This is a genomic window from Alloalcanivorax venustensis ISO4, assembly GCF_015356855.1.
Taxonomy (GTDB): Bacteria; Pseudomonadota; Gammaproteobacteria; order Pseudomonadales; family Alcanivoracaceae; genus Alloalcanivorax; species Alloalcanivorax venustensis.
The window spans coordinates 75,694-97,165 of the sequence record NZ_ARXR01000005.1; the positions used below are offsets into that span (position 1 = coordinate 75,694).

Annotated in this window: 20 protein-coding genes; 18 read left to right on the forward strand and 2 right to left on the reverse strand. The window is 63.6% G+C overall.

Annotated elements, in window-relative coordinates; all coding sequences use genetic code 11:
* Positions 1 to 187 precede the first annotated feature (187 nt).
* The 15 genes from mnmG to glmS all read left to right on the forward strand — a co-directional run bounded on the left by mnmG (position 188) and on the right by glmS (position 15,175).
* Positions 188 to 2,074 carry a tRNA uridine-5-carboxymethylaminomethyl(34) synthesis enzyme MnmG gene (gene mnmG, locus ISO4_RS04470; RefSeq protein ID WP_142947981.1) on the forward strand — a complete coding sequence of 629 codons (1,887 nt, stop codon included), beginning with the start codon at positions 188 to 190 and terminating at the stop codon, positions 2,072 to 2,074.
* Positions 2,071 to 2,703, forward strand: coding sequence for a 16S rRNA (guanine(527)-N(7))-methyltransferase RsmG (rsmG, locus tag ISO4_RS04475; protein WP_194855300.1), 633 nt, complete (start codon positions 2,071 to 2,073; stop codon positions 2,701 to 2,703). The genes mnmG and rsmG overlap by 4 nt, the downstream gene beginning before the upstream one ends.
* A gap of 10 nt (positions 2,704 to 2,713) precedes the next feature.
* Positions 2,714 to 3,529 carry a ParA family protein gene (locus tag ISO4_RS04480; RefSeq protein WP_194855301.1) on the forward strand — a complete coding sequence of 272 codons (816 nt, stop codon included), beginning with the start codon at positions 2,714 to 2,716 and terminating at the stop codon, positions 3,527 to 3,529.
* An 11-nt stretch (positions 3,530 to 3,540) separates the two neighbouring features.
* Positions 3,541 to 4,458 (forward strand): ParB/RepB/Spo0J family partition protein, encoded by a 918-nt coding sequence (locus ISO4_RS04485; protein ID WP_194855302.1) that lies wholly within the window; start codon positions 3,541 to 3,543, stop codon positions 4,456 to 4,458.
* 273 nt (positions 4,459 to 4,731) lie between these two features.
* On the forward strand, positions 4,732 to 5,160 hold the full coding sequence (locus ISO4_RS04490; RefSeq protein ID WP_255442257.1) for an ATP synthase subunit I: 429 nt from the start codon (positions 4,732 to 4,734) through the stop codon (positions 5,158 to 5,160).
* A gap of 15 nt (positions 5,161 to 5,175) precedes the next feature.
* The gene (gene atpB, locus ISO4_RS04495; protein WP_142947985.1) at positions 5,176 to 6,090 is read left to right on the forward strand and encodes a F0F1 ATP synthase subunit A; all 915 of its coding nucleotides are present in this window, start codon (positions 5,176 to 5,178) and stop codon (positions 6,088 to 6,090) included.
* A gap of 43 nt (positions 6,091 to 6,133) precedes the next feature.
* Positions 6,134 to 6,355: a F0F1 ATP synthase subunit C gene (gene atpE, locus ISO4_RS04500; protein ID WP_007151035.1), complete on the forward strand. Its 222-nt coding sequence runs from the start codon at positions 6,134 to 6,136 to the stop codon at positions 6,353 to 6,355.
* A gap of 64 nt (positions 6,356 to 6,419) precedes the next feature.
* Complete coding sequence (locus ISO4_RS04505) at positions 6,420 to 6,890, forward strand: F0F1 ATP synthase subunit B (RefSeq protein ID WP_142947986.1); 471 nt, start codon at positions 6,420 to 6,422, stop codon at positions 6,888 to 6,890.
* 19 nt (positions 6,891 to 6,909) lie between these two features.
* Positions 6,910 to 7,446 carry a F0F1 ATP synthase subunit delta gene (locus tag ISO4_RS04510; protein ID WP_142947987.1) on the forward strand — a complete coding sequence of 179 codons (537 nt, stop codon included), beginning with the start codon at positions 6,910 to 6,912 and terminating at the stop codon, positions 7,444 to 7,446.
* Positions 7,447 to 7,462: 16 nt separating this feature from the next.
* Complete coding sequence (atpA, locus tag ISO4_RS04515; protein ID WP_142947988.1) at positions 7,463 to 9,007, forward strand: F0F1 ATP synthase subunit alpha; 1,545 nt, start codon at positions 7,463 to 7,465, stop codon at positions 9,005 to 9,007.
* A 23-nt stretch (positions 9,008 to 9,030) separates the two neighbouring features.
* A complete protein-coding gene (atpG, locus tag ISO4_RS04520; protein WP_194855303.1) occupies positions 9,031 to 9,891 on the forward strand; it encodes a F0F1 ATP synthase subunit gamma in 861 nt (286 codons plus the stop codon).
* 51 nt (positions 9,892 to 9,942) lie between these two features.
* Positions 9,943 to 11,328 carry a F0F1 ATP synthase subunit beta gene (gene atpD / locus ISO4_RS04525; RefSeq protein WP_142947990.1) on the forward strand — a complete coding sequence of 462 codons (1,386 nt, stop codon included), beginning with the start codon at positions 9,943 to 9,945 and terminating at the stop codon, positions 11,326 to 11,328.
* A gap of 20 nt (positions 11,329 to 11,348) precedes the next feature.
* Complete coding sequence (locus ISO4_RS04530) at positions 11,349 to 11,774, forward strand: F0F1 ATP synthase subunit epsilon (protein ID WP_142947991.1); 426 nt, start codon at positions 11,349 to 11,351, stop codon at positions 11,772 to 11,774.
* A gap of 184 nt (positions 11,775 to 11,958) precedes the next feature.
* Positions 11,959 to 13,317, forward strand: coding sequence for a bifunctional UDP-N-acetylglucosamine diphosphorylase/glucosamine-1-phosphate N-acetyltransferase GlmU (gene glmU / locus ISO4_RS04535; protein ID WP_142947992.1), 1,359 nt, complete (start codon positions 11,959 to 11,961; stop codon positions 13,315 to 13,317).
* A gap of 28 nt (positions 13,318 to 13,345) precedes the next feature.
* Positions 13,346 to 15,175 carry a glutamine--fructose-6-phosphate transaminase (isomerizing) gene (gene glmS, locus ISO4_RS04540; RefSeq protein WP_142947993.1) on the forward strand — a complete coding sequence of 610 codons (1,830 nt, stop codon included), beginning with the start codon at positions 13,346 to 13,348 and terminating at the stop codon, positions 15,173 to 15,175.
* 6 nt (positions 15,176 to 15,181) lie between these two features.
* Here the strand turns inward: glmS and msrA are convergent, their stop codons facing one another.
* Positions 15,182 to 16,288: a peptide-methionine (S)-S-oxide reductase MsrA gene (gene msrA, locus ISO4_RS04545; RefSeq protein ID WP_194855304.1), complete on the reverse strand. Its 1,107-nt coding sequence runs from the start codon at positions 16,286 to 16,288 to the stop codon at positions 15,182 to 15,184.
* Between the two features lie 204 nt (positions 16,289 to 16,492).
* Between msrA and mscL the strand changes: the two genes are divergently transcribed.
* Positions 16,493 to 16,927 carry a large conductance mechanosensitive channel protein MscL gene (gene mscL, locus ISO4_RS04550; RefSeq protein ID WP_142947994.1) on the forward strand — a complete coding sequence of 145 codons (435 nt, stop codon included), beginning with the start codon at positions 16,493 to 16,495 and terminating at the stop codon, positions 16,925 to 16,927.
* Complete coding sequence (locus ISO4_RS04555; protein WP_142947995.1) at positions 16,927 to 18,351, forward strand: phospholipase D family protein; 1,425 nt, start codon at positions 16,927 to 16,929, stop codon at positions 18,349 to 18,351. The genes mscL and ISO4_RS04555 overlap by 1 nt, the downstream gene beginning before the upstream one ends.
* 21 nt (positions 18,352 to 18,372) lie before the next feature.
* Here ISO4_RS04555 and ISO4_RS04560 read toward each other — a convergent pair whose 3' ends face one another.
* Positions 18,373 to 19,983 (reverse strand): class I adenylate-forming enzyme family protein, encoded by a 1,611-nt coding sequence (locus ISO4_RS04560; RefSeq protein WP_194855305.1) that lies wholly within the window; start codon positions 19,981 to 19,983, stop codon positions 18,373 to 18,375.
* 238 nt (positions 19,984 to 20,221) lie between these two features.
* On the opposite strand from ISO4_RS04560, the gene ISO4_RS04565 reads away from it, so the two are divergent.
* On the forward strand, positions 20,222 to 21,472 hold the full coding sequence (locus ISO4_RS04565) for an ABC transporter substrate-binding protein (RefSeq protein WP_194855306.1): 1,251 nt from the start codon (positions 20,222 to 20,224) through the stop codon (positions 21,470 to 21,472).

Here is a 21,472-nt window from a genome sequence, read left to right on the forward strand (position 1 = left end):
CAGGGGTAAAACGAACAGAGCATCAAGTATATAGAAAGGCCGGTGTCGACTCACTGCCGGACCGGCGCCGCCGACGCGCTTTTTACCCGCCCTTTATTTTGTTTGGGTTCGGACTATACTAGCGCGCCCGATCTGATCATATTTTAAGCGGCGGGCCTTCCGGGGCGTGTCGCGAGCGAGCTTGACTATGGATTACCCCCAGCGATTCGGCGTTTTGGTGATTGGTGGCGGCCACGCCGGCACCGAAGCGGCTCTGGCGTCCGCCCGCATGGGCGTGGACACCGTGCTGCTGACGCACAATATCGAGACTCTGGGCCAGATGAGCTGCAACCCGGCCATCGGCGGCATCGGCAAGAGCCACCTGGTGCGGGAAATCGACGCCCTGGGCGGGGCCATGGCCCGCGCCACCGATAAGGGCGGTATCCAGTTCCGCGTGCTCAACGCCCGCAAGGGCCCGGCGGTGCGCGCCACCCGTGCCCAGGCCGACCGGGTGCGCTACAAGGCGGCGATCCGCGCCACCCTGGAGAGCCAGCCCCACCTGACCCTGTTCCAGCAAAGCGTGGACGACCTGATCGTCGAGAACGGCCGCTGCGTGGGGGCGGTGACCAACATGGGCCTGCGCTTCCACGCCGACGCCGTGGTGCTGACCGCCGGGACCTTCCTGGGCGGTGTCATCCATGTGGGCCTGGACCACCACCAGGGCGGCCGCGCCGGCGACCAGCCCTCCAACGCCCTGGCGCGCCGGCTGCGCGAGCTGCCGTTCCGCGTCGACCGTCTGAAGACCGGCACGCCGCCGCGCATCGACGGCAAGACCGTGGACTTCTCGGTGATGGAAGAGCAGTGGGGCGACCAGCCGCTGCCGGTGATGAGCTATCTGGGCAAGGTGGAAGAGCACCCGCGCCAGACCTGCTGCTTTATTACCCACACCAACGAGCGCACCCACGACATCATCCGCTCCGGGTTCGACCGCAGCCCCATGTTCACCGGCGTGATCGAAGGCACCGGGCCGCGGTACTGCCCGTCCATCGAGGACAAGGTGAGTCGTTACCCGGACAAGAACAGCCACCAGATCTTCGTCGAACCGGAAGGCCTGGATACCTTCGAGCTGTACCCCAACGGCATTTCCACCAGCCTGCCGTTCGATATCCAGCTGGAGGCGGTGCGTTCCATCCGTGGTTTCGAGAACGCCAGCATCACGCGGCCCGGCTACGCCATCGAGTACGACTACTTCAATCCCCAGGACCTCAAGCACAGCCTGGAGACCAAGCACATGCCCGGGCTGTTCTTCGCCGGCCAGATCAACGGCACCACCGGCTACGAGGAAGCCGGCGCCCAGGGGTTGCTGGCGGGCCTGAACGCGGCCCTGCTGAGCCAGGAAAAAGAGGCCTGGACGCCGCGCCGCGACGAAGCCTACGTGGGCGTGCTGGTGGACGACCTGATCACCATGGGCACCCAGGAGCCCTACCGCATGTTCACCAGCCGCGCCGAATACCGGCTGCTGCTGCGCGAGGACAACGCCGACCTGCGCCTCACCGAGAAAGGCCGCGAGCTGGGCCTGGTGGATGATGAGCGCTGGGCGGCCTTCGAGGCCAAGCGCGAAGGCATGGAGCGCGAGCAGGCGCGGCTCAAGGCCACCTTCGTGCGCCCCGGCACCGCGGAAGCGGAGCGCGTCAACGCGCTGCTCGACAAGCCGCTGCCCCACGAGTACACCCTGATGGATCTGCTCAAGCGTCCGGAGCTGAGCTACCGGCCGCTGGCCGAGGCGGCGGGCCTGGCGCCGGCCGCGCCGGCGGTGATCGAGCAGGTGGAGATCGTCGCCAAGTACGCCGGCTACATCGACCGCCAGGAAGCGGAAATCGCCAAGCTGCGCGCCGCCGAGGACCAGGCCCTGCCGCTGGACTTCGACTACCGGGCGGTGCAGGGGCTGTCCAACGAGGTGAAGCAGAAACTCGAGGACGTGCGCCCGGAGACCATCGGCCAGGCCGGCCGCATTCCCGGGGTCACCCCGGCGGCGATCTCGCTGCTGCTGATCTTCCTTAAGAAGCATCGTCACCAGGCGGCCCGGCAGGCATGACCGACCGGGACCGCCTGGCCGGCGGGCTCCAGGCACTGGGTGTGTCGCTGAACGACGCCCAGCAGCAGGCGCTGCTCGATTACCGCGACCTGCTGGTGAAATGGAACCGCGCCTATAACCTCACCGCGGTGCGCGACCCGGGCGAGATGATCCAGCGCCATCTGCTGGATTCGCTGTCGGTGCTGGCGCATCTGGACGACCGCGATACCCTGGACGTGGGCACCGGCGCCGGCCTGCCCGGTATTCCGCTGGCCATCGCCCGGCCGGATCTGCGTTTCGTGCTGCTCGACAGCAACGGCAAGAAAACCCGCTTCGTGCGCCACGCCCGCCGGGAATTGGGGCTTTCCAACGTGGAGGTTGTGAACACCCGCGTGGAACAGTACCGTAATGCTCCATCGCAGATCATCAGCCGGGCGTTCGCCGCCCTGCCGGACATGCTGCAGGCCCTGGCCCCCCTGATCACCGACGGCAGCCGCGTTCTCGCCATGAAAGCGGCCGCCGCCGACCAGGAACTGGCCGGCCTGCCCGCCGGCTGGCGGGCCCGGGTGGCGCCTCTGTCGGTCCCCGGACTGGCGGAGGCCCGCGTGCTGGTGATCGCCAGCCGGGCCGGATCGCACGTGCCGGAATAAGGAGACCGCAGTGACCACCGTTTTTGCCATTGCCAACCAGAAAGGTGGAGTGGGCAAGACCACCAGCAGCGTCAATCTGGCCGCTTCCCTGGCGGCGACGCGCAAGAAGGTGTTGCTGGTGGACATTGATCCGCAGGGGAACGCCACCAGCGGCGCCGGTGTGGACAAGTACGAGCCGGAATACACCATCCACGACGTGCTGATGGGCGAAGTGAACGTGGAAGACGCGGTGGTCGACACCCCCAAGGATTCCGGCTTCGACCTGATCGCCGCCAACGGCGACCTGACCGCCGCCGAAGTGCAGCTGCTGGACATGAAGATGCGGGAATTCCGCCTGCGCAACGCGCTGGCGCGGATTCGCGGCAACTACGATTACATCATCGTCGACTGCCCGCCGTCGCTGAACATGCTCACCGTCAACGCGCTCACCGCGGCGGACTCGGTGATCGTGCCGATTCAGTGCGAGTACTACGCGCTGGAGGGTCTCACCTCGCTGATGAACACCATCGAGAAGATCCGCACCGTGCTCAACCCCAAGCTGCATATCGGCGGCCTGCTGCGCACCATGTACGACCCGCGCAACAGTCTGTCCAACGACGTTTCCAACCAGCTGATCAGCCACTTCGGCGACAAGGTGTACCGCACCATTATTCCCCGCAACGTGCGCTTGGCGGAAGCGCCCAGCCACGGCGCGCCGGTGATCACCTACGACCCCAAGTCCCGGGGCGCGGTCAGCTACCTGGCGCTGGCGGGCGAAATCCTGCGGCGCGAACAGGCCATGCAAAATGCCAAGGCCTCCTCCCAAACCCCGCAACCCCCGGCGTGAGGTAGCACACTATGGCGGCAAAGCGTAAACGCGGTCTCGACCGGGGCCTGGACGCCCTGATCAGTTCCAACGCGGCCCATCGGCAGCATATCGAGGAAGTGAGCCTGGAGGACGAGGACGACCCGTCGCAGCAGGCCCAGCGCCCGCCCCGCGACGGCGACCTGCGCCACCTGCCGGTGGAACTGATGCAGCGCGGCCGCTACCAGCCGCGCAAGGACATGTCCGCCGATGCGCTCGAGGAGCTGGCGGAGTCGATCCGCGCGCAGGGCGTGATGCAACCCATCGTGGTGCGCCCGCTGGGCGACAACCGCTACGAAATCATCGCCGGCGAGCGCCGCTGGCGGGCCGCGCAGATGGCGGAGCTGGACGCGATTCCGGCGGTGATCCGGGAGGTGCCGGACGAAGCCGCCATCGCCATGTCGCTGATCGAGAACATTCAGCGCGAAAACCTCAACCCCATGGAAGAGGCGCTGGCGCTGTCCCGGCTCAAGGAAGAATTCGGCCTCACCCACCAGCAGGTCGCCGACGCGGTGGGCAAGTCCCGCGCCATGGTCACCAACCTGCTGCGGCTGATGAGCCTGGAAGCGGACGTCAAAAAGCTGCTCGAACACGGCGACCTGGAAATGGGCCACGCCCGTGCCCTGTTGTCGCTGACCGGCGCCAAGCAGGTTGAGGCCGCGCGCACCGTGGTCGCCAAGGGGTTGTCGGTGCGCCAGACCGAAACCCTGGTGCGCGAATTCGAAAAGGAAAAGCCCGTCAAGCCGGCGCCGGCCAAGGAAGATCCCAATGTGCGGCACCTGATCAACGACCTGTCCGACCGCCTCGGTGCCCCGGTGCAGATTCAGCAGGGCAACGCCGGCAAGGGCAAGCTGGTAATCAGCTACAACAACCTGGATGAGCTGGACGGCATTCTGGCGCACATCAAATAGGCGGCGCCTCTTGGCCCATCTACATCAAATAACTTGACTGAAATCCGTTCGAGGCGTTAGCTTCCCACACACGCTGATACAAATTGCTCCGTTTTGTAGGGCGTCAACAGACTTTTTCTCCTTTCGCCCGGCACTTTCAAGGCAAACAATTGCCCGTGCCGGTTGATACCGCTATGCCTTCCTCATATACTTCCCGCGCCAAAGATCAGGGGGTACCCGCGACCTTCACCTGATAACACCCAGGCGTAGCCAGCGACGAAACCCGGGAGCAAGGTGGCCAATTTAGACGAATCAGCCCGCAGGACCTTGTTCTGGGGCTTGATGCGCGCCCAGACCACCAGCGTGGTCATCATCGCCGCGCTGGCCGCCGTGATCGCCGGAAGCACTATCGGTCTGGCGGCGCTCTGGGGCGGGACCATCAGCCTGATCGCCTATGCTTGGGGTGGCTTCCAAGTGTGGCTGCACCCGGGAAACCGTGCGGCCAAGCGCATGGCCGGCGCCGCGGTAAGAGCGGAGCTCGGCAAAATCGCCATCATGCTGGTGCTGTTCTGGCTGACGTTCGCCGAAGTACCGCAAATGCGCGAATCAATGACAGCAATGGTTTTGTTCCTCGCCTTCATGTCGGCGCAAATCGCCGGCTGGGTTCAGGTCGCGCGCCTGGATGCCCGCCTTGGAACGGAACATTACGGGCAAGAAGACTAGACTGTAGGTAACGATATGGCAGCGAGCTCCGCCAGCGAATATATCAAGCACCATCTAGGGAATCTCACCTATGGCCGTTTGCCCGAGGGCTACGAGCGTTTAGACCACCACGGGGATGTGGTTGAGACGCTGGAGACCAGCACCTGGACGTTCGCGCACAACGGTCAGGAAGCCGTCGACATGGGCTTCATGGCGTTCCATGTGGACTCCCTGGCGTGGGCCGGCGGTCTCGGCATCATCATGTGTCTGATGTTCTGGCTGGTGGCGCGCAAGGCCACCGCCGGCGTGCCCTCCGGTTTCATGAATTTCATGGAATCCATCATCGAATTCGTCGACAACCAGGTGCGTGACACCTTCCACGGCAAAAGCAAGCTGATTGCGCCGCTGTCTCTGGTGATCTTCTGTTGGGTGTTCCTGATGAACCTGATGGATCTGATCCCCGTCGACCTGTTCCCCAAGCTTTTCGAGTGGACCATGGTCACCTTCTTCGGCTGGGACGCGCACCAGGCCTACTTCAAGATCGTGCCCACCACCGACCCCAACATCACCCTGGCCATGTCCTTCTCGGTGATGCTGCTGATCATCGGCTTCACGGTCAAAGCCAAGGGCTTTGGCGGCTTTGTCGGTGAGCTGGCGTTCAAGCCTTTCGAGACGGATAACATCGTTCTCAAATTCCTTCTTCTGCCGGTCAACCTGGTCCTGGAAACCATCAGCCTGCTGTCCAAGCCGGTGTCTCTGGGTCTGCGGCTTTTCGGCAACATGTACGCCGGTGAATTCGTATTCATCCTGGTGGCGGCCATGATGGGGACCTGGCAGTTTATCGGCGCGTGGCCGTGGGCGGTTTTCCACATCCTGGTCATCACCCTCCAGGCGTTCATCTTCATGGTCCTGACCATCGTCTACCTGAGTATGGCGGTGGAAGAGCACTAAGTTTCATTTTCCAAACCAACTGAGCACTTACGGGAGTGTAACAATGGAAGGCATTCAATTTCTTGCTGCTGCAATCGTTGCTGGCCTGGCGGCCATCGGCGCCGGTCTCGGCTTCGGCATGATGGGTGGTCGTTTTCTGGAATCCGTCGCACGGCAGCCGGAACTGGCACCGATGCTGCAAACCCGCATGTTCATCATCGCGGGCCTGCTGGACGCCGTGCCGATTATCTGTATCGCTATCGCGTTCCTGCTGATTTTCCAGTAAATCGCGCTTTTCGAAATAAGCCCCGATTTTGGGAAATCTATGCAACGCGGATTGAGGTGTTGGCATGAATATTAATGCGACACTAATTGGCCAGGCCATCTGGTTCGCCCTGTTCGTGATCTTCTGCATGAAGTTCGTCTGGCCGCCTATTTCCAAGGCGCTGGAAGAACGGAAGCAGAAAATCGCAGAGGGCCTGAGCGCCGCGGATCGGGCTGAGCGCGATCTGGTGCTGGCGCAGGAAAAAGCCTCCTCGAACCTTAAGGAAGCCAAAGAAAAGGCGTCCGAGATTATCGAGCAGGCCAACAAACGGGCGAATCAGATCGTCGAGGAAGCCAAAGACCAGGCACGCACCGAAGGTGAGCGTCTGATCGAGAAGGCCCAGTCCGAGATCGATCAGGAGATCAACCGCGCCCGTGAAGAGCTGCGCAAAGAGGTGTCCGCTCTGGCATTGAGTGGCGCCGAGCAAGTGCTGGGCCGCGAAGTGAACCGCGACGCACACAAGCAGCTGCTGGACGACTTGGCGGCTCAACTCTGAGTGATACGGATGGCACCCCATGGCTGAATTGACCACCATCGCACGCCCATACGCCAAGGCCGCGTTCATGTTCGCCAAGGAACAGAACGCGCTGGCGGAATGGGAGCAGATGCTGGGCCTGGCGGCGGCAGTGGCGCAGGAAGCCACCATGCGTGCCTACCTGGACCAGCCGGAGCTGGACAGCGAGACACAGGCGAAAGCGATAGGCGACGTTTGTGGCGATGAGCTCAATGAGAGCGCTCGCAATTTTATCGCCCAGCTCGCGGACAACAAGCGTCTGGCCCTGTTGCCGACCATCGCAATGTTGTTCCACGAACTGGCGGCGGAAGATCAACGCACCATTGATGTGGAGTTGATCGCGCCGTTCGAACTGGAAGACGCCGAGACCGACAAACTGGTGACAGCGCTGAAGACGCGTCTGGGCCGGAATGTGCAGGTGTCCACCTCCGTTGACGAGTCACTCATTGGTGGCGTGCTGGTGAGAGCCGGCGATACCGTAATTGATGGCAGTGTGCGCGGCCGGCTTAACCGCCTGGCAGAGCAACTGAACTCTTGAGTTTGAGGGATTAGAGATGCAGCAACTCAACCCGTCCGAAATCAGCGAGATTATCAAGTCGCGCATCGCGAAACTTGATACCTCCACCGAGGCACGGAACGAAGGTACGGTGGTATCCGTATTTGACGGCATCGTGCGCATTCATGGTCTGGCCGACGTGATGTTCGGCGAAATGATCGAGTTTGAGGGCGGCATCTTCGGCATGGCCCTCAACCTGGAGCAGGACTCCGTGGGCGCCGTGGTGCTGGGTGATTACCTGGGTCTGGCGGAGGGCCAGAAGGTCCGCTGCACCGGCCGCATTCTGGAAGTGCCGGTGGGCCCGGAACTGCTCGGCCGCGTGGTCGACGCCCTGGGTAACCCGGTGGACGGCAAAGGTCCGGTGGACGCCGCCGAAACCGACGCCGTCGAGAAAGTGGCGCCCGGCGTGATCTGGCGTAAAGAGGTGAACGAGCCGGTACAGACCGGTTTCAAATCCATCGACGCCATGACCCCGATCGGCCGTGGCCAGCGTGAGCTGATCATCGGCGACCGCCAGATCGGTAAGACCGCCGTGGCGGTGGACACCATCATTAACCAGAAAGACTCCGGCATTAAGTGTGTCTACGTGGCCATCGGTCAGAAGCAGTCCACCATCGCCAACGTGGTGAGCAAGCTGGAAGAGCACGGCGCCATGGAAAACACCGTGATCGTGGCGGCCTCCGCTTCCGATCCGGCTTCCATGCAGTTCCTGGCCCCGTTCGCCGGCTGCGCCATGGGCGAGTACTTCCGTGACCGCGGCGAAGACGCCCTGATCGTTTATGACGATCTCACCAAGCAAGCCTGGGCCTACCGTCAGATTTCCCTGCTGCTGCGCCGCCCGCCGGGCCGTGAAGCCTACCCGGGTGACGTGTTCTACCTGCACTCCCGTCTGCTGGAACGCGCCGCCAAGGTAAACGAGGAATTCGTCGAGAAGTTCACCGACGGTAAAGTGAAAGGCAAGACCGGTTCCCTGACCGCGCTGCCGATCATTGAGACCCAGGGCGGTGACGTGTCCGCGTTCGTACCCACCAACGTGATCTCCATTACCGATGGTCAGATCTTCCTGGAAACCAGCCTGTTCAACGCCGGCATCCGCCCGGCCATGAACGCCGGCATCTCGGTTTCCCGTGTGGGCGGTTCCGCGCAGACCAAGATCGTCAAGAAGCTCGGCGGTGGTATCCGTCTGGCACTGGCCCAGTACCGGGAACTGGCGGCGTTCGCTCAGTTCGCTTCCGACCTGGACGAGGCCACCCGTGAGCAGCTCGAGCACGGCCAGGCCGTCACCGAGCTGATGAAGCAGAAGCAATACAGCCCGATGTCCGTTGCCGAAATGGGCGTGGTGCTGTACGCGGCGAACAACGGCTACCTGAAAGGCATCGAGATCAGCAAGATCGGCGCCTTCGAAGCCGCGCTGCTGGATTATATGAACAGCGAACAGAAAGCGTTGATGGACAAGATCAACGAAAAGGGTGACTACAACGATGAGATCGAGGCCGGTATCAAAGACGCCATCGATCAATTCAAGTCCACCCAAACCTGGTAATTCGCTAAGAAAGGATTAGTCCTATGGCTAGCGGTAAAGAGATCAAAGGCAAGATCTCTAGTGTCCAGAGCACGAAGAAGATCACTCGTGCGATGGAGATGGTGGCAGCCAGCAAAATGCGCAAAGCGCAGGACCGTATGGCTGCCAGCAAGCCCTACGCGAGCCGTATGCGTCAGGTGGTTGCCCATCTTGCCAACGCTGATCTGGAGTACCGGCACATTTACCTGCACGAGCGGGAAGTGAAGAACGTCGGTTACATCGTGGTGACCTCCGACCGGGGCCTGAGTGGCGGCTTGAACGCCAACCTGCTGAAGAAGGTCGTGAAAAGCGCCCGTCAGTGGGAGCAGGAAGGCGCCAAGGCGCAGTACTGCGTGGTGGGCAGCAAGGGCATCGCCTTCTTCAAGAGCGTCGGCGGTGACGTTCAGGCCACCGTCAACGGTCTGGGCGACACCCCGCACCTGAGCGATCTGATCGGCTCCATCAAGGTGATGCTCGACGCCTTTGAAAATGGTGAGATCGACCGTCTGTACCTGGTGTACAACGAGTTCGTGAACACCATGACGCAGTCACCCAAAAGCATTCAGTTGCTGCCGCTTGAAGCCTCGCAAGACGAAGAGTTTCAGCGTCATTGGGACTATATCTACGAGCCTGAGCCCAAGGAAATCCTGGATGAACTGCTGGTCCGGTTCATTGAATCCCAGGTGTACCAGGGCGTGGTCGAGAACAATGCCTGTGAACAGGCAGCGCGCATGGTCGCCATGAAGGCGGCCAGTGATAACGCCGGCGAGATCATTAATGACCTCCAGCTGGTGTACAACAAGGCGCGCCAGGCGGCCATTACCCAGGAAATTTCTGAAATCGTTGGTGGTGCCGCCGCGGTCTAGTGTCTGTTTCAGACAGCACGCGGCGAAAACGCAAGTTAAGAGGATGCAAGCATGAGTAGCGGTCGTATTGTTCAGATCATCGGTGCTGTGATCGACGTCGAATTCCCGCGCGAAAACGTGCCAAAGGTGTATGACGCTCTCACCGTGGACGGTACCGAAACCACGCTGGAAGTTCAGCAGCAGTTGGGTGACGGCGTGGTGCGCACCATCGCGATGGGCTCCACTGAAGGTCTGAAGCGTGGCCTGGGTGTCACCGACACCGGCGAACCGATTCAGGTGCCGGTGGGCACCAAGACCCTGGGCCGGATCATGGACGTGCTCGGTCGCCCGATCGACGAAGCGGGTCCGATCGGTGAAGAAGAGCGCATGTCCATTCACCGTGAGGCACCCTCTTACGCGGATCAGGCAGCCACCAACGAACTGCTTGAAACCGGCATCAAGGTGATCGACCTGGTCTGCCCGTTCGCCAAGGGCGGTAAGGTTGGCCTGTTCGGCGGCGCCGGCGTGGGTAAAACCGTGAACATGATGGAGCTGATCCGGAACATCGCGATCGAGCACTCCGGTTTCTCCGTGTTCGCCGGTGTGGGTGAGCGTACTCGTGAGGGTAACGACTTCTACCACGAGATGAAGGACTCCAACGTTCTCGACAAGGTGTCGCTGGTCTACGGCCAGATGAACGAGCCGCCGGGCAACCGTCTGCGCGTGGCGCTGACCGGTCTGACCATGGCCGAGAAGTTCCGTGACGAAGGCCGTGACGTTCTGTTCTTCGTGGATAACATCTACCGTTACACCCTGGCGGGTACCGAGGTATCGGCACTGCTGGGCCGGATGCCCTCCGCGGTGGGTTACCAGCCGACCCTGGCGGAAGAGATGGGCGTTCTGCAGGAACGGATCACCTCCACCAAGACCGGTTCCATTACCTCCGTGCAGGCGGTATACGTGCCCGCGGATGACTTGACCGACCCGTCCCCGGCGACCACCTTCGCCCACCTGGACGCCACCGTGGTACTGAGCCGTGACATCGCCTCCAAGGGTATCTACCCGGCGATCGACCCGCTCGACTCCACCTCCCGCCAGCTGGATCCGCTGGTGATCGGCCAGGAGCACTACGAGGCGGCCCGTGGCGTGCAGACCGTTCTGCAGGGCTACAAGGAACTCAAGGACATCATCGCGATTCTGGGTATGGACGAGCTGTCCGAAGAGGATAAGCTGACCGTATCCCGCGCGCGTAAGATCGAACGCTTCCTGTCACAGCCGTTCTTCGTGGCGGAAGTATTCACCGGCGCACCGGGCAAATACGTCTCCCTGAAGGACACCATCCGTTCCTTCCAGGGTATCCTGAACGGTGATTATGACCACATCCCCGAGCAGGACTTCTACATGAAGGGCTCCATCGACGAGGTTGTAGAGGCCTACAACAAACGCGGTGACAAGTAACCGCCCGGGGAGGAACACAGATGGCGATGACCGTGCATTGCGATATCGTTAGTGCCGAAAAGCAGCTGTTCTCCGGACTGGTCGAGCTGGTAGTGGCCGCCGGTGTGGAAGGGGACCTGGGTGTCATGCCCGGTCACGCGCCCTTGCTCACCCGGCTCAAGCCCGGCCCGGTTCGCGTGAAGAAGCAGAACGGGGACGAAGAAGTGTTCTACGTCTCCGGCGGCTTCCTGGAAGTCCAGCCGAAACTGGTCACCGTGCTGGCGGACACCGCCGAGCGCGCCCAGGATATGGACGGCGCCCAGGCGGAAGAAGCCAAGCAGCGTGCCAAGGAAGCCCTGGAAGGCAAGAACGCCGACATGGACTACTCGCGCGCCGCCATCACCCTGGCCGAAGCGTCCGCGCGCTTGCGTACCATCGAGCAAATCAAGAAGATGGCCAAGCGGTAACGCCCGGCTTTCGGTACAAGCTGAATTAAAAAAGGGTGGCTCTGAGCTGCCCTTTTTTGTGATCGCCGTCCATGGCGATCACCCTTCGGGCCGTCGCTGGCGCGACGTCAAAAATCGCTCCCGGCGATTTTTTATATGGCGACGAACGATGTAACGATCATCACAGGACTCAAGGAAGCGGAGCATGAATCTGGCGGTAGTGATTCTCGCGGCGGGCAAGGGAACCCGCATGAAATCGGATCTCCCCAAGGTACTCCACCCGATTGCCGGGCGTCCCATGGTGCAGCACGTGGTGGACGCCGCCGGCGCCCTCGACCCGGACAACACCGTGCTGATTTACGGACACGGCGGCGACGCCGTCCGCCAGGCGGTGACCGGGTCGCGGCTGCAATGGGCGGAGCAGGCCGAACAGCTCGGCACCGGCCACGCCGTGGCGCAGGCCCTGCCGCACCTGGAAGAAGACGTGGTGCTGGTGCTGTACGGCGACGTGCCTCTGATCCAGCCGCAGACCCTGCGTGACTTCGTCGCCCGCGTGGACGACCAGAGCCTGGCGCTGATGACCCTGACTCTGGATGACCCCTCCGGCTACGGCCGTGTGATTCGCGACGGCGACGGCAAGGTACGGCGGGTGGTGGAGCAGAAAGACGCCAGCGACGACGAAAAAGCGGTCCGCGAAATCAATACCGGCATTCTCGCCTGCACCCGCCGCTTCCTGAACGACAGCCTGCCGCGACTCTCCAACAGCAACGCCCAGGGCGAATACTACCTCACCGACCTGATCGCCATGGCCGTGGACGCGGGCATGGAGGTGGTCACCGAGCAGCCCGGCCACGCCTGGGAAGTGGACGGCGTCAACGACCGGGTGCAGCTGGCGCGCCTGGAACGGGTCTATCAGCGGGTCCGCGCGGAATCGCTGATGCGCGCCGGCGTCACCCTGCTCGATCCCGCCCGCCTGGATATCCGTGGAAATCTGCAGTGCGGCCAGGACGTCACCCTCGACATCAACACCGTGCTGGTGGGCGACGTGGTGATCGGCGACCGCGTCACCGTGGGCCCGAACTGTTTGATCCGCAACGCCCGCATCGGCAGCGGCACCCACATCGAGGCGAACTCGGTGGTGGACGGCGCGGTGGTCGGTGAAGAGTGTCAGGTGGGCCCGTTCGCCCGTCTGCGTCCAGGCACCGAGCTCGCCGCCCGGGCCAAGGTCGGCAACTTCGTGGAGACCAAGAAAGCCTATGTGGGCGAGGGCTCGAAAGTGAACCACCTCACCTACATTGGCGACAGCCGTATCGGCAAGGGCGTCAACGTGGGCGCCGGCACCATTACCTGCAACTACGATGGCGTGAACAAGTTCCAGACGGTGATGAAGGACGGTGCCTTTATCGGTTCCAATTCGTCGCTGGTGGCGCCGGTCACCATCGGCGAGAATGCCACCGTGGGCGCCGGCAGCGTGGTGACCAAGGACGTGCCCGACCAGGGCCTGGCGGTGGCCCGTGGCCAGCAGCGCAACATTCAGAACTGGTCGCGGCCGGAAAAGAAATAGGCACGGAACGGACAAAAAGGAAAAGCACATGTGTGGAATCGTCGGCGCCATTGCCCATCGTAATGTCAGCAACATCCTGATCACCGGCCTGAAGCGCCTGGAATATCGGGGCTACGACAGCGCGGGCGTGGCCCTGCTCAACGACCAGGGCCTGCTCCGCGTGCGCCGCCAGGGCAAGGTGGCGGCGCTGGAAGCGGCGGTGCGCGAGCAGAACAGCGCCGGCTTCCTGGGTATCGCACACACGCGCTGGGCCACCCATGGCCGTCCGTCCGAGGACAACGCCCACCCGCATATGTCCGGTAACGGGCTGGCGGTGGTGCATAACGGCATCATCGAGAACTTCCAGGAACTCAAGGACGAACTGGAAGCCGACGGTTACGCCTTCACCTCGCAGACCGACACCGAGGTGATCGCCCACCTGATCCACCGCGCCCTCAAGGACACCGGCAATCTGGTGGCCGCGGTACGCGCCAGCGTCGCGCGTCTGCACGGCGCCTATGCGTTGGGCGTGATCGACCAGAATGAACCCGACCGGCTGGTGGCGGTGCGCTCCGGTTCGCCGCTGGTGGTGGGCCTGGGCATCGACGAAAACTACGTGGCCTCCGATCAGCTGGCCCTGTTGCCGGTGACCAACCGCTTCATCTTTCTTGAAGAGGGCGATCTGGTGGACGTCACCGTGGACGCCGTCACCATCACCGACGCCGACGGTGAGCCGGCGGAGCGTACCGTCCACGAACTGGACGGCACCCACGAGGACGCCGACAAAGGGCCGTACCGGCACTACATGCAGAAGGAAATCTTCGAGCAGCCCGCCGCCATCCAGCGCACCCTGGAAGGACGTATCGATTCGCCCGACGCGGTGAGCGCCGCCTTCGGCGACAGCGCCGCTGCCATCTTCGACCGGGTACGCACGGTGCAAATTGTCGCCTGCGGCACCAGCTACCACGCCGGCATGGTGGCCCGTTACTGGCTGGAAGCCATGGCGGGCATTCCCTGCCAGGTGGAAGTGGCCAGTGAATTCCGCTACCGCCGGCACGTGGTGCCGGAAGGCACCCTGTTCGTCACCATTTCACAGAGTGGTGAAACCGCCGATACCCTGGCCGCGCTGCGCGACACCGGCGGCAAGGATTACGTCGGTCGCCTGGCGATCTGCAACGTGGACGGTTCCTCGCTGGTGCGCGAGTCCGAGCTGGTGTTTCTCACCAAGGCCGGGCCGGAAATCGGCGTGGCGTCCACCAAGGCGTTCACCACCCAGCTCACCGGGCTGATGATGCTGGTGCTGGCCCTGGGCCGCCGTAAGGGCCTGGGCGACGATCAGATCGAAACGATCCTGTCCGAACTGCGCCAGCTGCCCAATCTCCTGGAGCAGGCGGCGGCCCTGGACAAGCCCATCGAAACCCTGTCCCGCGCCTTCGTGGAAAAGCACCACACCCTGTTCCTGGGCCGCGGCGTGCACTTCCCGGTGGCCATGGAAGGGGCGCTCAAGCTCAAGGAAATCTCCTATATCCACGCCGAGGCCTACCCGGCCGGGGAGCTCAAACACGGCCCGCTGGCCCTGGTGGATAAGGAAATGCCGGTGGTGGCGGTGGCGCCCAACGACCAGCTGCTGGAAAAGCTGAAGTCGAACCTGCAGGAAGTGCGCGCCCGGGGCGGCGAACTCTATGTGTTCGCCGACAAGAACGCCCACGTTAAAGAGGGCGAGGGCATCCATGTGCTGAACATGCCCGCGGTGCCGGAAAGCATCGCGCCGATCGTCTACACTGTGCCGCTGCAACTGCTCAGCTACCATGTGGCGGTGCTGCGCGGCACCGATGTGGATCAGCCGCGCAACCTCGCCAAATCGGTCACCGTGGAGTAACCGGCCCTAGTCTTCGAACAGGGACAGATACTCCCCGTAGCCGAGCTCTTCCATCTTCTCGCGGGGGATGAACTCCATGGCGGCGGAGTTCATGCACCAGCGCTGGCCGGTGGGCGCCGGCCCGTCGTCGAACACATGGCCCAGGTGCGAATCCGCGTAGCGGCTGCGCACCTCGGTGCGGGTGGCCCACCACAGACTGTTGTCTTCGCGGGTGGTCACGAAGCGGTCGTCGATGGGCCGGGTGAAGCTCGGCCAGCCGGTGCCGGAATCGTACTTGTCCGTGGAGGAGAACAACGGCTCGCCGCTGATCACGTCCACATAGATGCCTTCTTTCTTCAGGTCGTGATACGGGTTCTTGAACGCCCGCTCGGTGGCGTCGTCACGCGTCACCTGAAAGGCGATCTCCGGCAGCGCCTTCTTGAGCACCTCATCGGAGGGGCGCTTGAACTTCTCCGGGCCTTCCCAGGGCGCACCCAGATCCAGCTCTTCCTGTTCCTCTTCTTCCTCCACCGAGGCGTTAAGCCAGGGGCGTGCGTCCGGGTCTTCCCAGTGTTTCTCCAGAAACTGATCACGGCCTGAGTTGTAGCGATAGAACTTATAGCGCAGGGCACTCTTCTTGTAATAGTCCTGGTGGTAGTCCTCGGCTTCGTAAAACGCTTTCAACGGCACGATCTCGGTGACCACGTCCTTATCGAAACGGCCGCTCTCATTGAGGGCCTTTTTGGACGCTTCCGCCAGCGCACGCTCCTCGTCGTTCTGGTAGAAGATCGCGCTGCGGTACTGCGAGCCCTGGTCAATAAACTGGCCGTCCGGGTCGGTCGGGTCGATGTGCTTCCAGAACCAGGCGAGCAGGTTCTCGTAGCTCACCACCTCCGGGTCGTAGAGCACTTTCACGACCTCGGTGTGGCCGGTTTGCCCACCGGCCACCTGCTGGTAGGTGGGGTCCACCTCTTCGCCGCCGGCGTAGCCGCTGATCGCTTCGGACACCCCGTCCAGCTTTTCGAAATCCGCTTCGGTACACCAGAAGCAGCCGCCGGCGAACACGGCGCTGGCCTGGGCGGCCACGGCCGGCCCGGCCACCAACACCATTAGGAAAACCAATACGCGCATCATAGTTGCCTCCTTTAGCGAACCTTGGATGCATCCGGAGAGAGAATGTTACATCAGCCTCCCGGTCGGCACGGCCCGCCACTCCCGTGATTGTGCGCCGCCCACCGTGTGGATGGCGACAACGCCGCTAACCGTTTCGCCGCGGCGCGCATCCGGGCTACCATACTTCCAGCCGGGACCGGTCCGGTCATAAAGGGAGCGATGACGATGAGCATGATCAAGGAATTCCGTGAATTCGCCGTGCGCGGCAATGTGGTCGATATGGCCGTGGGGATCATTATCGGCGGCGCCTTCGGCACCATCGCCAAGAGCCTGGTGTCCGACGTGATCATGCCGCCGGTGGGGCTGCTCCTGGCGGACGTGGATTTCGTCGATTTGTTCCTGGTGCTCAAGGGCGACGGGCCCTTCGCCACCCTGGCCGACGCCCAGGCGGCGGGCGCGGTGACGCTCAACTACGGCGTATTTATCAACAACGTGATCAGCTTCCTGATCGTCGCCTGGGCGGTGTTCTTCCTGGTGCGCGGGCTCAACCGGGTCAAGCGCAAGGAAGAACAGGCCGCCCCGGTGGAGCCGCCGCCCACCCCCGAGGTGCCGGAAGACATTCTGCTGCTGCGCGAAATCCGCGATAACCTCAAGCGTTGATGAGTGAGCAAGCCCAGGGGCACGGGCACGGTGCCCCCCGCCAGAATGTCGAGAACTCTCACTTTTGTCTGGTCGCGGACAGCGAGGAAGCCTTCGTGCTGCGCGCCGCCACCGCGCGGCTGGCCCAGCGCACCCTGGACCTGCAGTACTACGTCTGGGAGGACGACCGGATCGGCAAGCTGCTGGTCTACCGGGCCCTGGAAGCGGCCCGCCGGGGCGTCAAGGTGCGGCTGCTGCTCGACCACGCCAACCAGCTCGGCCGGGATGTGAAATGGGCGGCGCTGAACGCGCACCCGAACGTGGAAATCCGGCTGTTCAACCCGTTCCGGGGCCGCTACAAGCACTTTATTCAGTGGCTCTATCACGCCCCCAGGCTGAACCACCGGATGCACAACAAGGCCTGGATCGTGGACGGCGAGCGGGCCATCGTCGGCGGCCGCAACCTGTCCGAGCACTACTTCGGTGTCCACCCGGAGGCCAACTTCCGCGACCTGGACATCTACGCCCGGGGGCCGATCGTGGCGGAAACCCGCGCCGCCTTCGACGCCTACTGGGACAGCGACGTCTGCGTGCGCCTGCGCTCCCTGCGCCGCCGCTCGCGGGTCCACGCCGACCGGTTGTGGCAGCGGCTGGTGGCGTGGCGTAAAAGCCTGGACGGTTTTCCCTACCGTTACGAACAGGATGTCGCCCATTTCGAAGACGTTCTCGGCGCCGCCGACCGACGACAGATTCAGGCGCCGGCCGCGCTGCTGTTCGATCCGCCGGACAAGGCCAAGGGCGCCACCCAGCGCCTGATGGGCGACCAGCTCGGCCGGCTGCTCGGGCAGCGCTCCCTGAACGAGATCCTGATCGAGGCCAGCTACTTTATCCCCGGGGACGAATTCACCGCCGCCCTGGCCGACATGCACCGCAACGGCTGCCGGGTGGCGCTGCTCACCAACAGCCTGGCCACCAACGACGTGATCGCCGCCCACGCCGCCTACGCCCGCTACCGCCCGGCGCTGCTGCGCGGCGGCGTCGAGGTCCACGAGCTGCAGGCCAACGCCCGCGCCCGCCGCCACCACGCCCGGCTGTTGCGCGGCCGGGGCCGCTCCAAGTCCAGCCTGCACACCAAAGCCATGGTGCTCGACCGCAAGGAGCTGTTCGTGGGCTCGTTCAACCTGGACCCGCGCTCGGTGAACGTGAACACGGAGATGGGCTACTACGTGGACAGCGAAGCGCTGGCCGGCGAGGTGGCGGCGTTCGTGGAGGAAGGGATGGCGCCCCAGAACAGCTACCGGGTCACGAGTGACGACCAGGGGCTGCTATGGGGCGCCGGCGACGAGCGGGGCCCGGTTCAGTACCGAAGCGAACCCCGGGTCAGTCCGTTGCGGCGGCTGGCGTCGCAACTGTGCGCGCTGCTGCCGATCGAGAACCTGCTGTAGCGCGGGTGAGCGCGGGCGCGCTCAGTCCCGCTTGCTCTGCTCCAAATCCTTCCAGTACGGGTCGCGCAGCTCGCGCTTGAGGATCTTGCCGATGGTACTGCGCGGCAGCTCGTCGCGGCGCTCCAGGCCGGACAAACGCTGCCCCTTGCCCAGTTGCTGGTTGGCCCGCTCGCGGATCGCCTCCAGGTCGCCCTCGGCGCCCTCGCGCAGCACCACCAGGCCCAGGGGCGTTTCCCCCCACTGCTCGCTGGGCACCGCGATCACCGCCGCGTCCACCACGTCATCGTCCTTGAGCAGCACCTTCTCCAGGTCCTCCGCGTAGACGTTGAAGCCGCCGGAAATGATCATGTCCTTGCGGCGGTCGAGCACCGACAGGAAGCCGTCCTCGTCCAGGCGTCCCATGTCGCCGGTGCGGTAGAACACCTCGCCCTCGGGGCTGGTCCACAGCAGCTCGCTGGTCTTGTCTTCACGCTTGTAGTAGCCGCGCATCATGGCGCCGCTGCGGCCCACGATCTCGCCGATCTCGCCGGCGGGCAGCTCTTTCAGGTCCTCGCCGATAATGCGCAGCTCGCAGCCCGGGCTGGCCTTGCCCACGGTGGCCCATTTGGTGGGGTTCTCGGCGCAGTTCAGGGTGGTGGTCACGCCGCCCTCGGTGAGGCCGTAGAACTCCAGAATGTTGCCCGGCCAGCGCGCCATGGCGTCGGCGATCACGTGGGCGCGCAGCGGCGCGCTGGTGGAGAACTTCACCTTGAAGCTGCTCAGGTCGAAGCGGTCGAAATCCGGTTCGGCGAGAATGCGCTGGTACTGCACCGGCACCAGCATGGCGTGGGTGACGCGGTGCTGCTCGGCCAGCTCCAGGAACCGGTGGGCGTCGAACTTGGCCATGCTGACGATGGTACCGCCACCAAACAGGGTGGGCAGCACCGACACCAGGGTGGTGTTGGAGTACAACGGCGTGGACACCAGGTTCACCGCCGTGTCGTCGTAGCCCAGGGCCGCCACGCGCTCCAGCTGACGGGCGCGCAGGCGGTGATCGTGGAGAATGCCCTTGGGCACCCCGGTGGTGCCGGAGCTGTAGATGATGTTGAACGGGTCGTCCAGCGACGGCGTGTGGTCCGGCGCGTCCGTGGCCGGGTCGCCCAGCCAGTCCTCGAAGGCCAGCCAGCCGTCGGCCTGGAAATCCAGGCTGATACGGGTGCTCTCATCGATATTGTCGAGCCCGTCGAGCAGCGGCTCGATCAGGTCGCGGTGCTTGGCGGACACGAACAGAAAACGCGCGTCGCAGTCGTTGACCATCAGCGCCAGGGTCTCGCCGGCGGCCATGCCGGACAGCGGCACCATGCAGCCGCCGGCGGTGAGGGTGCCCATGAACAGGGTCAGGTAGCGGGCGCTGTTCTCGGACAGGCCGGCCACGGTCTCGCCGCGCTGCAGACCGGCGGCGCGCAGGCGGTTGGCGACCCGGTTCACGTTATCCACGAACTGACGCCAGGTGAGCATGCCGGTTTCGTCGTACACCGCCGGTTTGTCCGGCTGGGCCGCCGCCAGCTGCTGCAGGCGTTCGGGCACGGATACAAAGGCCTCCGCGTCCATTTCTGGTGCGTAGACGGGCATCGCTTCACTTACCGCGGTCATGGGTCTCTCCCGATTAGCTGGAATTCCGTTAAAGTGGAATTTTGTTTTAAATTTGGCCAGGAAGCATACTCTCCGGTATGCCCGGGCTCAATACTGACCGGTCACGCTCCGCCGGCGTCCGCTCGACCAAAGGCTAATAACACCGTTTTCAGGGGGCGTGCTAGTTGTCTCGTAAGAGGCCTGCGGGTCCGCTGTCACCGCGGCCACAAGCACATAACAACAATTCTGGGGAACCGCCATGGGACTCAAAAAAAGCTTGGGTATCGTTGCCGCCTGCTTGCTGGCGAGCGCCGCGCACGCGGCCACGCCGGTGAAGCTGGGCCTTAACTACCCGCACACCGGTGAATACAGTGAAGAGGGGCTGATGCAAAAGCGCGGCGCCCTGATGGCCACTGATGAAATCAACGCCGCCGGCGGCGTGCGCGGCCGGCCGCTGGAACTGATCGAGCGCGATTCCGCCTCCCAGGCGGAGCGCTCCCGGCGCAACGTGGACGAGCTCGCCGCCGAAGGCGCGGCCATGCTGTTCGGCGGCTCGTCCAGCGGCGTCGCCATCGCCGCCAGCAAGCAGGCGCGCAAGCACGACCTGCTCTACTTCGGCACGCTCACCTATTCCAACGATACCACCGGCAAGGACGGCCACCTGGGCATGTTCCGCGAGTGCTACAACGCCTGGATGGCGGCGCGGGTGCTGGGCGACTACCTCAAGCGCGAGTACCAGGACAAGAAGTACTTCTACGTCACCGCCGACTACACCTGGGGCCACACCACCGAAGCCTCCATGCGCGAATTCACCGACACCAAGGACGGCGAGCGCCACGGCTCGGTGCTGGTGCCGTTCCCCGGCGGCCGCTACCACGAAATCGAAGAAGCCATGCAGGCGGCGGCGGACAGCGACGCGGACGTCCTGGTGATGGTGTTGTTCGGCGAGCAGATGGTGCGCGGCATGACCATCGCCCAGCAGAAAAAGCTGCCCGAACGGATGCAGATCGTGGTGCCCAATCTCACCCTCAGCATGGTCGAGCAGACCGGGCCCTTCATCATGGCCGGCGTGATCGGCGCCGCGCCCTGGACCTGGAACGTACCCTACGAATACGGCTTTGAGCGCGGCCAGCAATTCGTGGAAGAATTCTCCCAGCGCTACCGTACCCGTCCCTCCACTTCGGCGGCATCGGCCTACAGCATCGTCTACCAGTGGAAAGAGGCGGTGGAACGGGCCGGCAGCTTCGCCTCCGACAACGTGCGGCGTGCCCTGGAGGGCCACAGCTACACGCTGCTCAAGGACCAACAGCAGTGGCGTGCCTTTGATCACCAGAACGTGCAAAGTGTCTACGCCGTGCGCATCAAGGCCCGTGACCAGGTCATGAAAGACGAGTACCGGCAGAATTTCTTTGAGATCATCAGCCGCATGTCCGGCGAGGACGCCGCCATCACGCGCAGCCAGTGGCTCGCGGAACGGCGCCGCGCGGGCATGCCCGAACAACTTGAATAG

Excerpts from the sequence above, each read along its gene's own strand:
- mnmG (WP_142947981.1), top strand. The coding sequence starts at position 188 with ATGGATTACCCCCAGCGATTCGGCGTTTTGGTGATTGGTGGCGGCCAC.
- rsmG (WP_194855300.1), top strand. The coding sequence starts at position 2,071 with ATGACCGACCGGGACCGCCTGGCCGGCGGGCTCCAGGCACTGGGTGTG.
- ISO4_RS04485 (WP_194855302.1), top strand. The coding sequence starts at position 3,541 with ATGGCGGCAAAGCGTAAACGCGGTCTCGACCGGGGCCTGGACGCCCTG.
- atpB (WP_142947985.1), top strand. The coding sequence starts at position 5,176 with ATGGCAGCGAGCTCCGCCAGCGAATATATCAAGCACCATCTAGGGAAT.
- atpE (WP_007151035.1), top strand. The coding sequence starts at position 6,134 with ATGGAAGGCATTCAATTTCTTGCTGCTGCAATCGTTGCTGGCCTGGCG.
- ISO4_RS04505 (WP_142947986.1), top strand. The coding sequence starts at position 6,420 with ATGAATATTAATGCGACACTAATTGGCCAGGCCATCTGGTTCGCCCTG.
- ISO4_RS04510 (WP_142947987.1), top strand. The coding sequence starts at position 6,910 with ATGGCTGAATTGACCACCATCGCACGCCCATACGCCAAGGCCGCGTTC.
- atpA (WP_142947988.1), top strand. The coding sequence starts at position 7,463 with ATGCAGCAACTCAACCCGTCCGAAATCAGCGAGATTATCAAGTCGCGC.
- atpG (WP_194855303.1), top strand. The coding sequence starts at position 9,031 with ATGGCTAGCGGTAAAGAGATCAAAGGCAAGATCTCTAGTGTCCAGAGC.
- atpD (WP_142947990.1), top strand. The coding sequence starts at position 9,943 with ATGAGTAGCGGTCGTATTGTTCAGATCATCGGTGCTGTGATCGACGTC.
- ISO4_RS04530 (WP_142947991.1), top strand. The coding sequence starts at position 11,349 with ATGGCGATGACCGTGCATTGCGATATCGTTAGTGCCGAAAAGCAGCTG.
- glmU (WP_142947992.1), top strand. The coding sequence starts at position 11,959 with ATGAATCTGGCGGTAGTGATTCTCGCGGCGGGCAAGGGAACCCGCATG.
- glmS (WP_142947993.1), top strand. The coding sequence starts at position 13,346 with ATGTGTGGAATCGTCGGCGCCATTGCCCATCGTAATGTCAGCAACATC.
- msrA (WP_194855304.1), bottom strand. The coding sequence starts at position 16,288 with ATGATGCGCGTATTGGTTTTCCTAATGGTGTTGGTGGCCGGGCCGGCC.
- mscL (WP_142947994.1), top strand. The coding sequence starts at position 16,493 with ATGAGCATGATCAAGGAATTCCGTGAATTCGCCGTGCGCGGCAATGTG.
- ISO4_RS04555 (WP_142947995.1), top strand. The coding sequence starts at position 16,927 with ATGAGTGAGCAAGCCCAGGGGCACGGGCACGGTGCCCCCCGCCAGAAT.
- ISO4_RS04560 (WP_194855305.1), bottom strand. The coding sequence starts at position 19,983 with ATGACCGCGGTAAGTGAAGCGATGCCCGTCTACGCACCAGAAATGGAC.
- ISO4_RS04565 (WP_194855306.1), top strand. The coding sequence starts at position 20,222 with ATGGGACTCAAAAAAAGCTTGGGTATCGTTGCCGCCTGCTTGCTGGCG.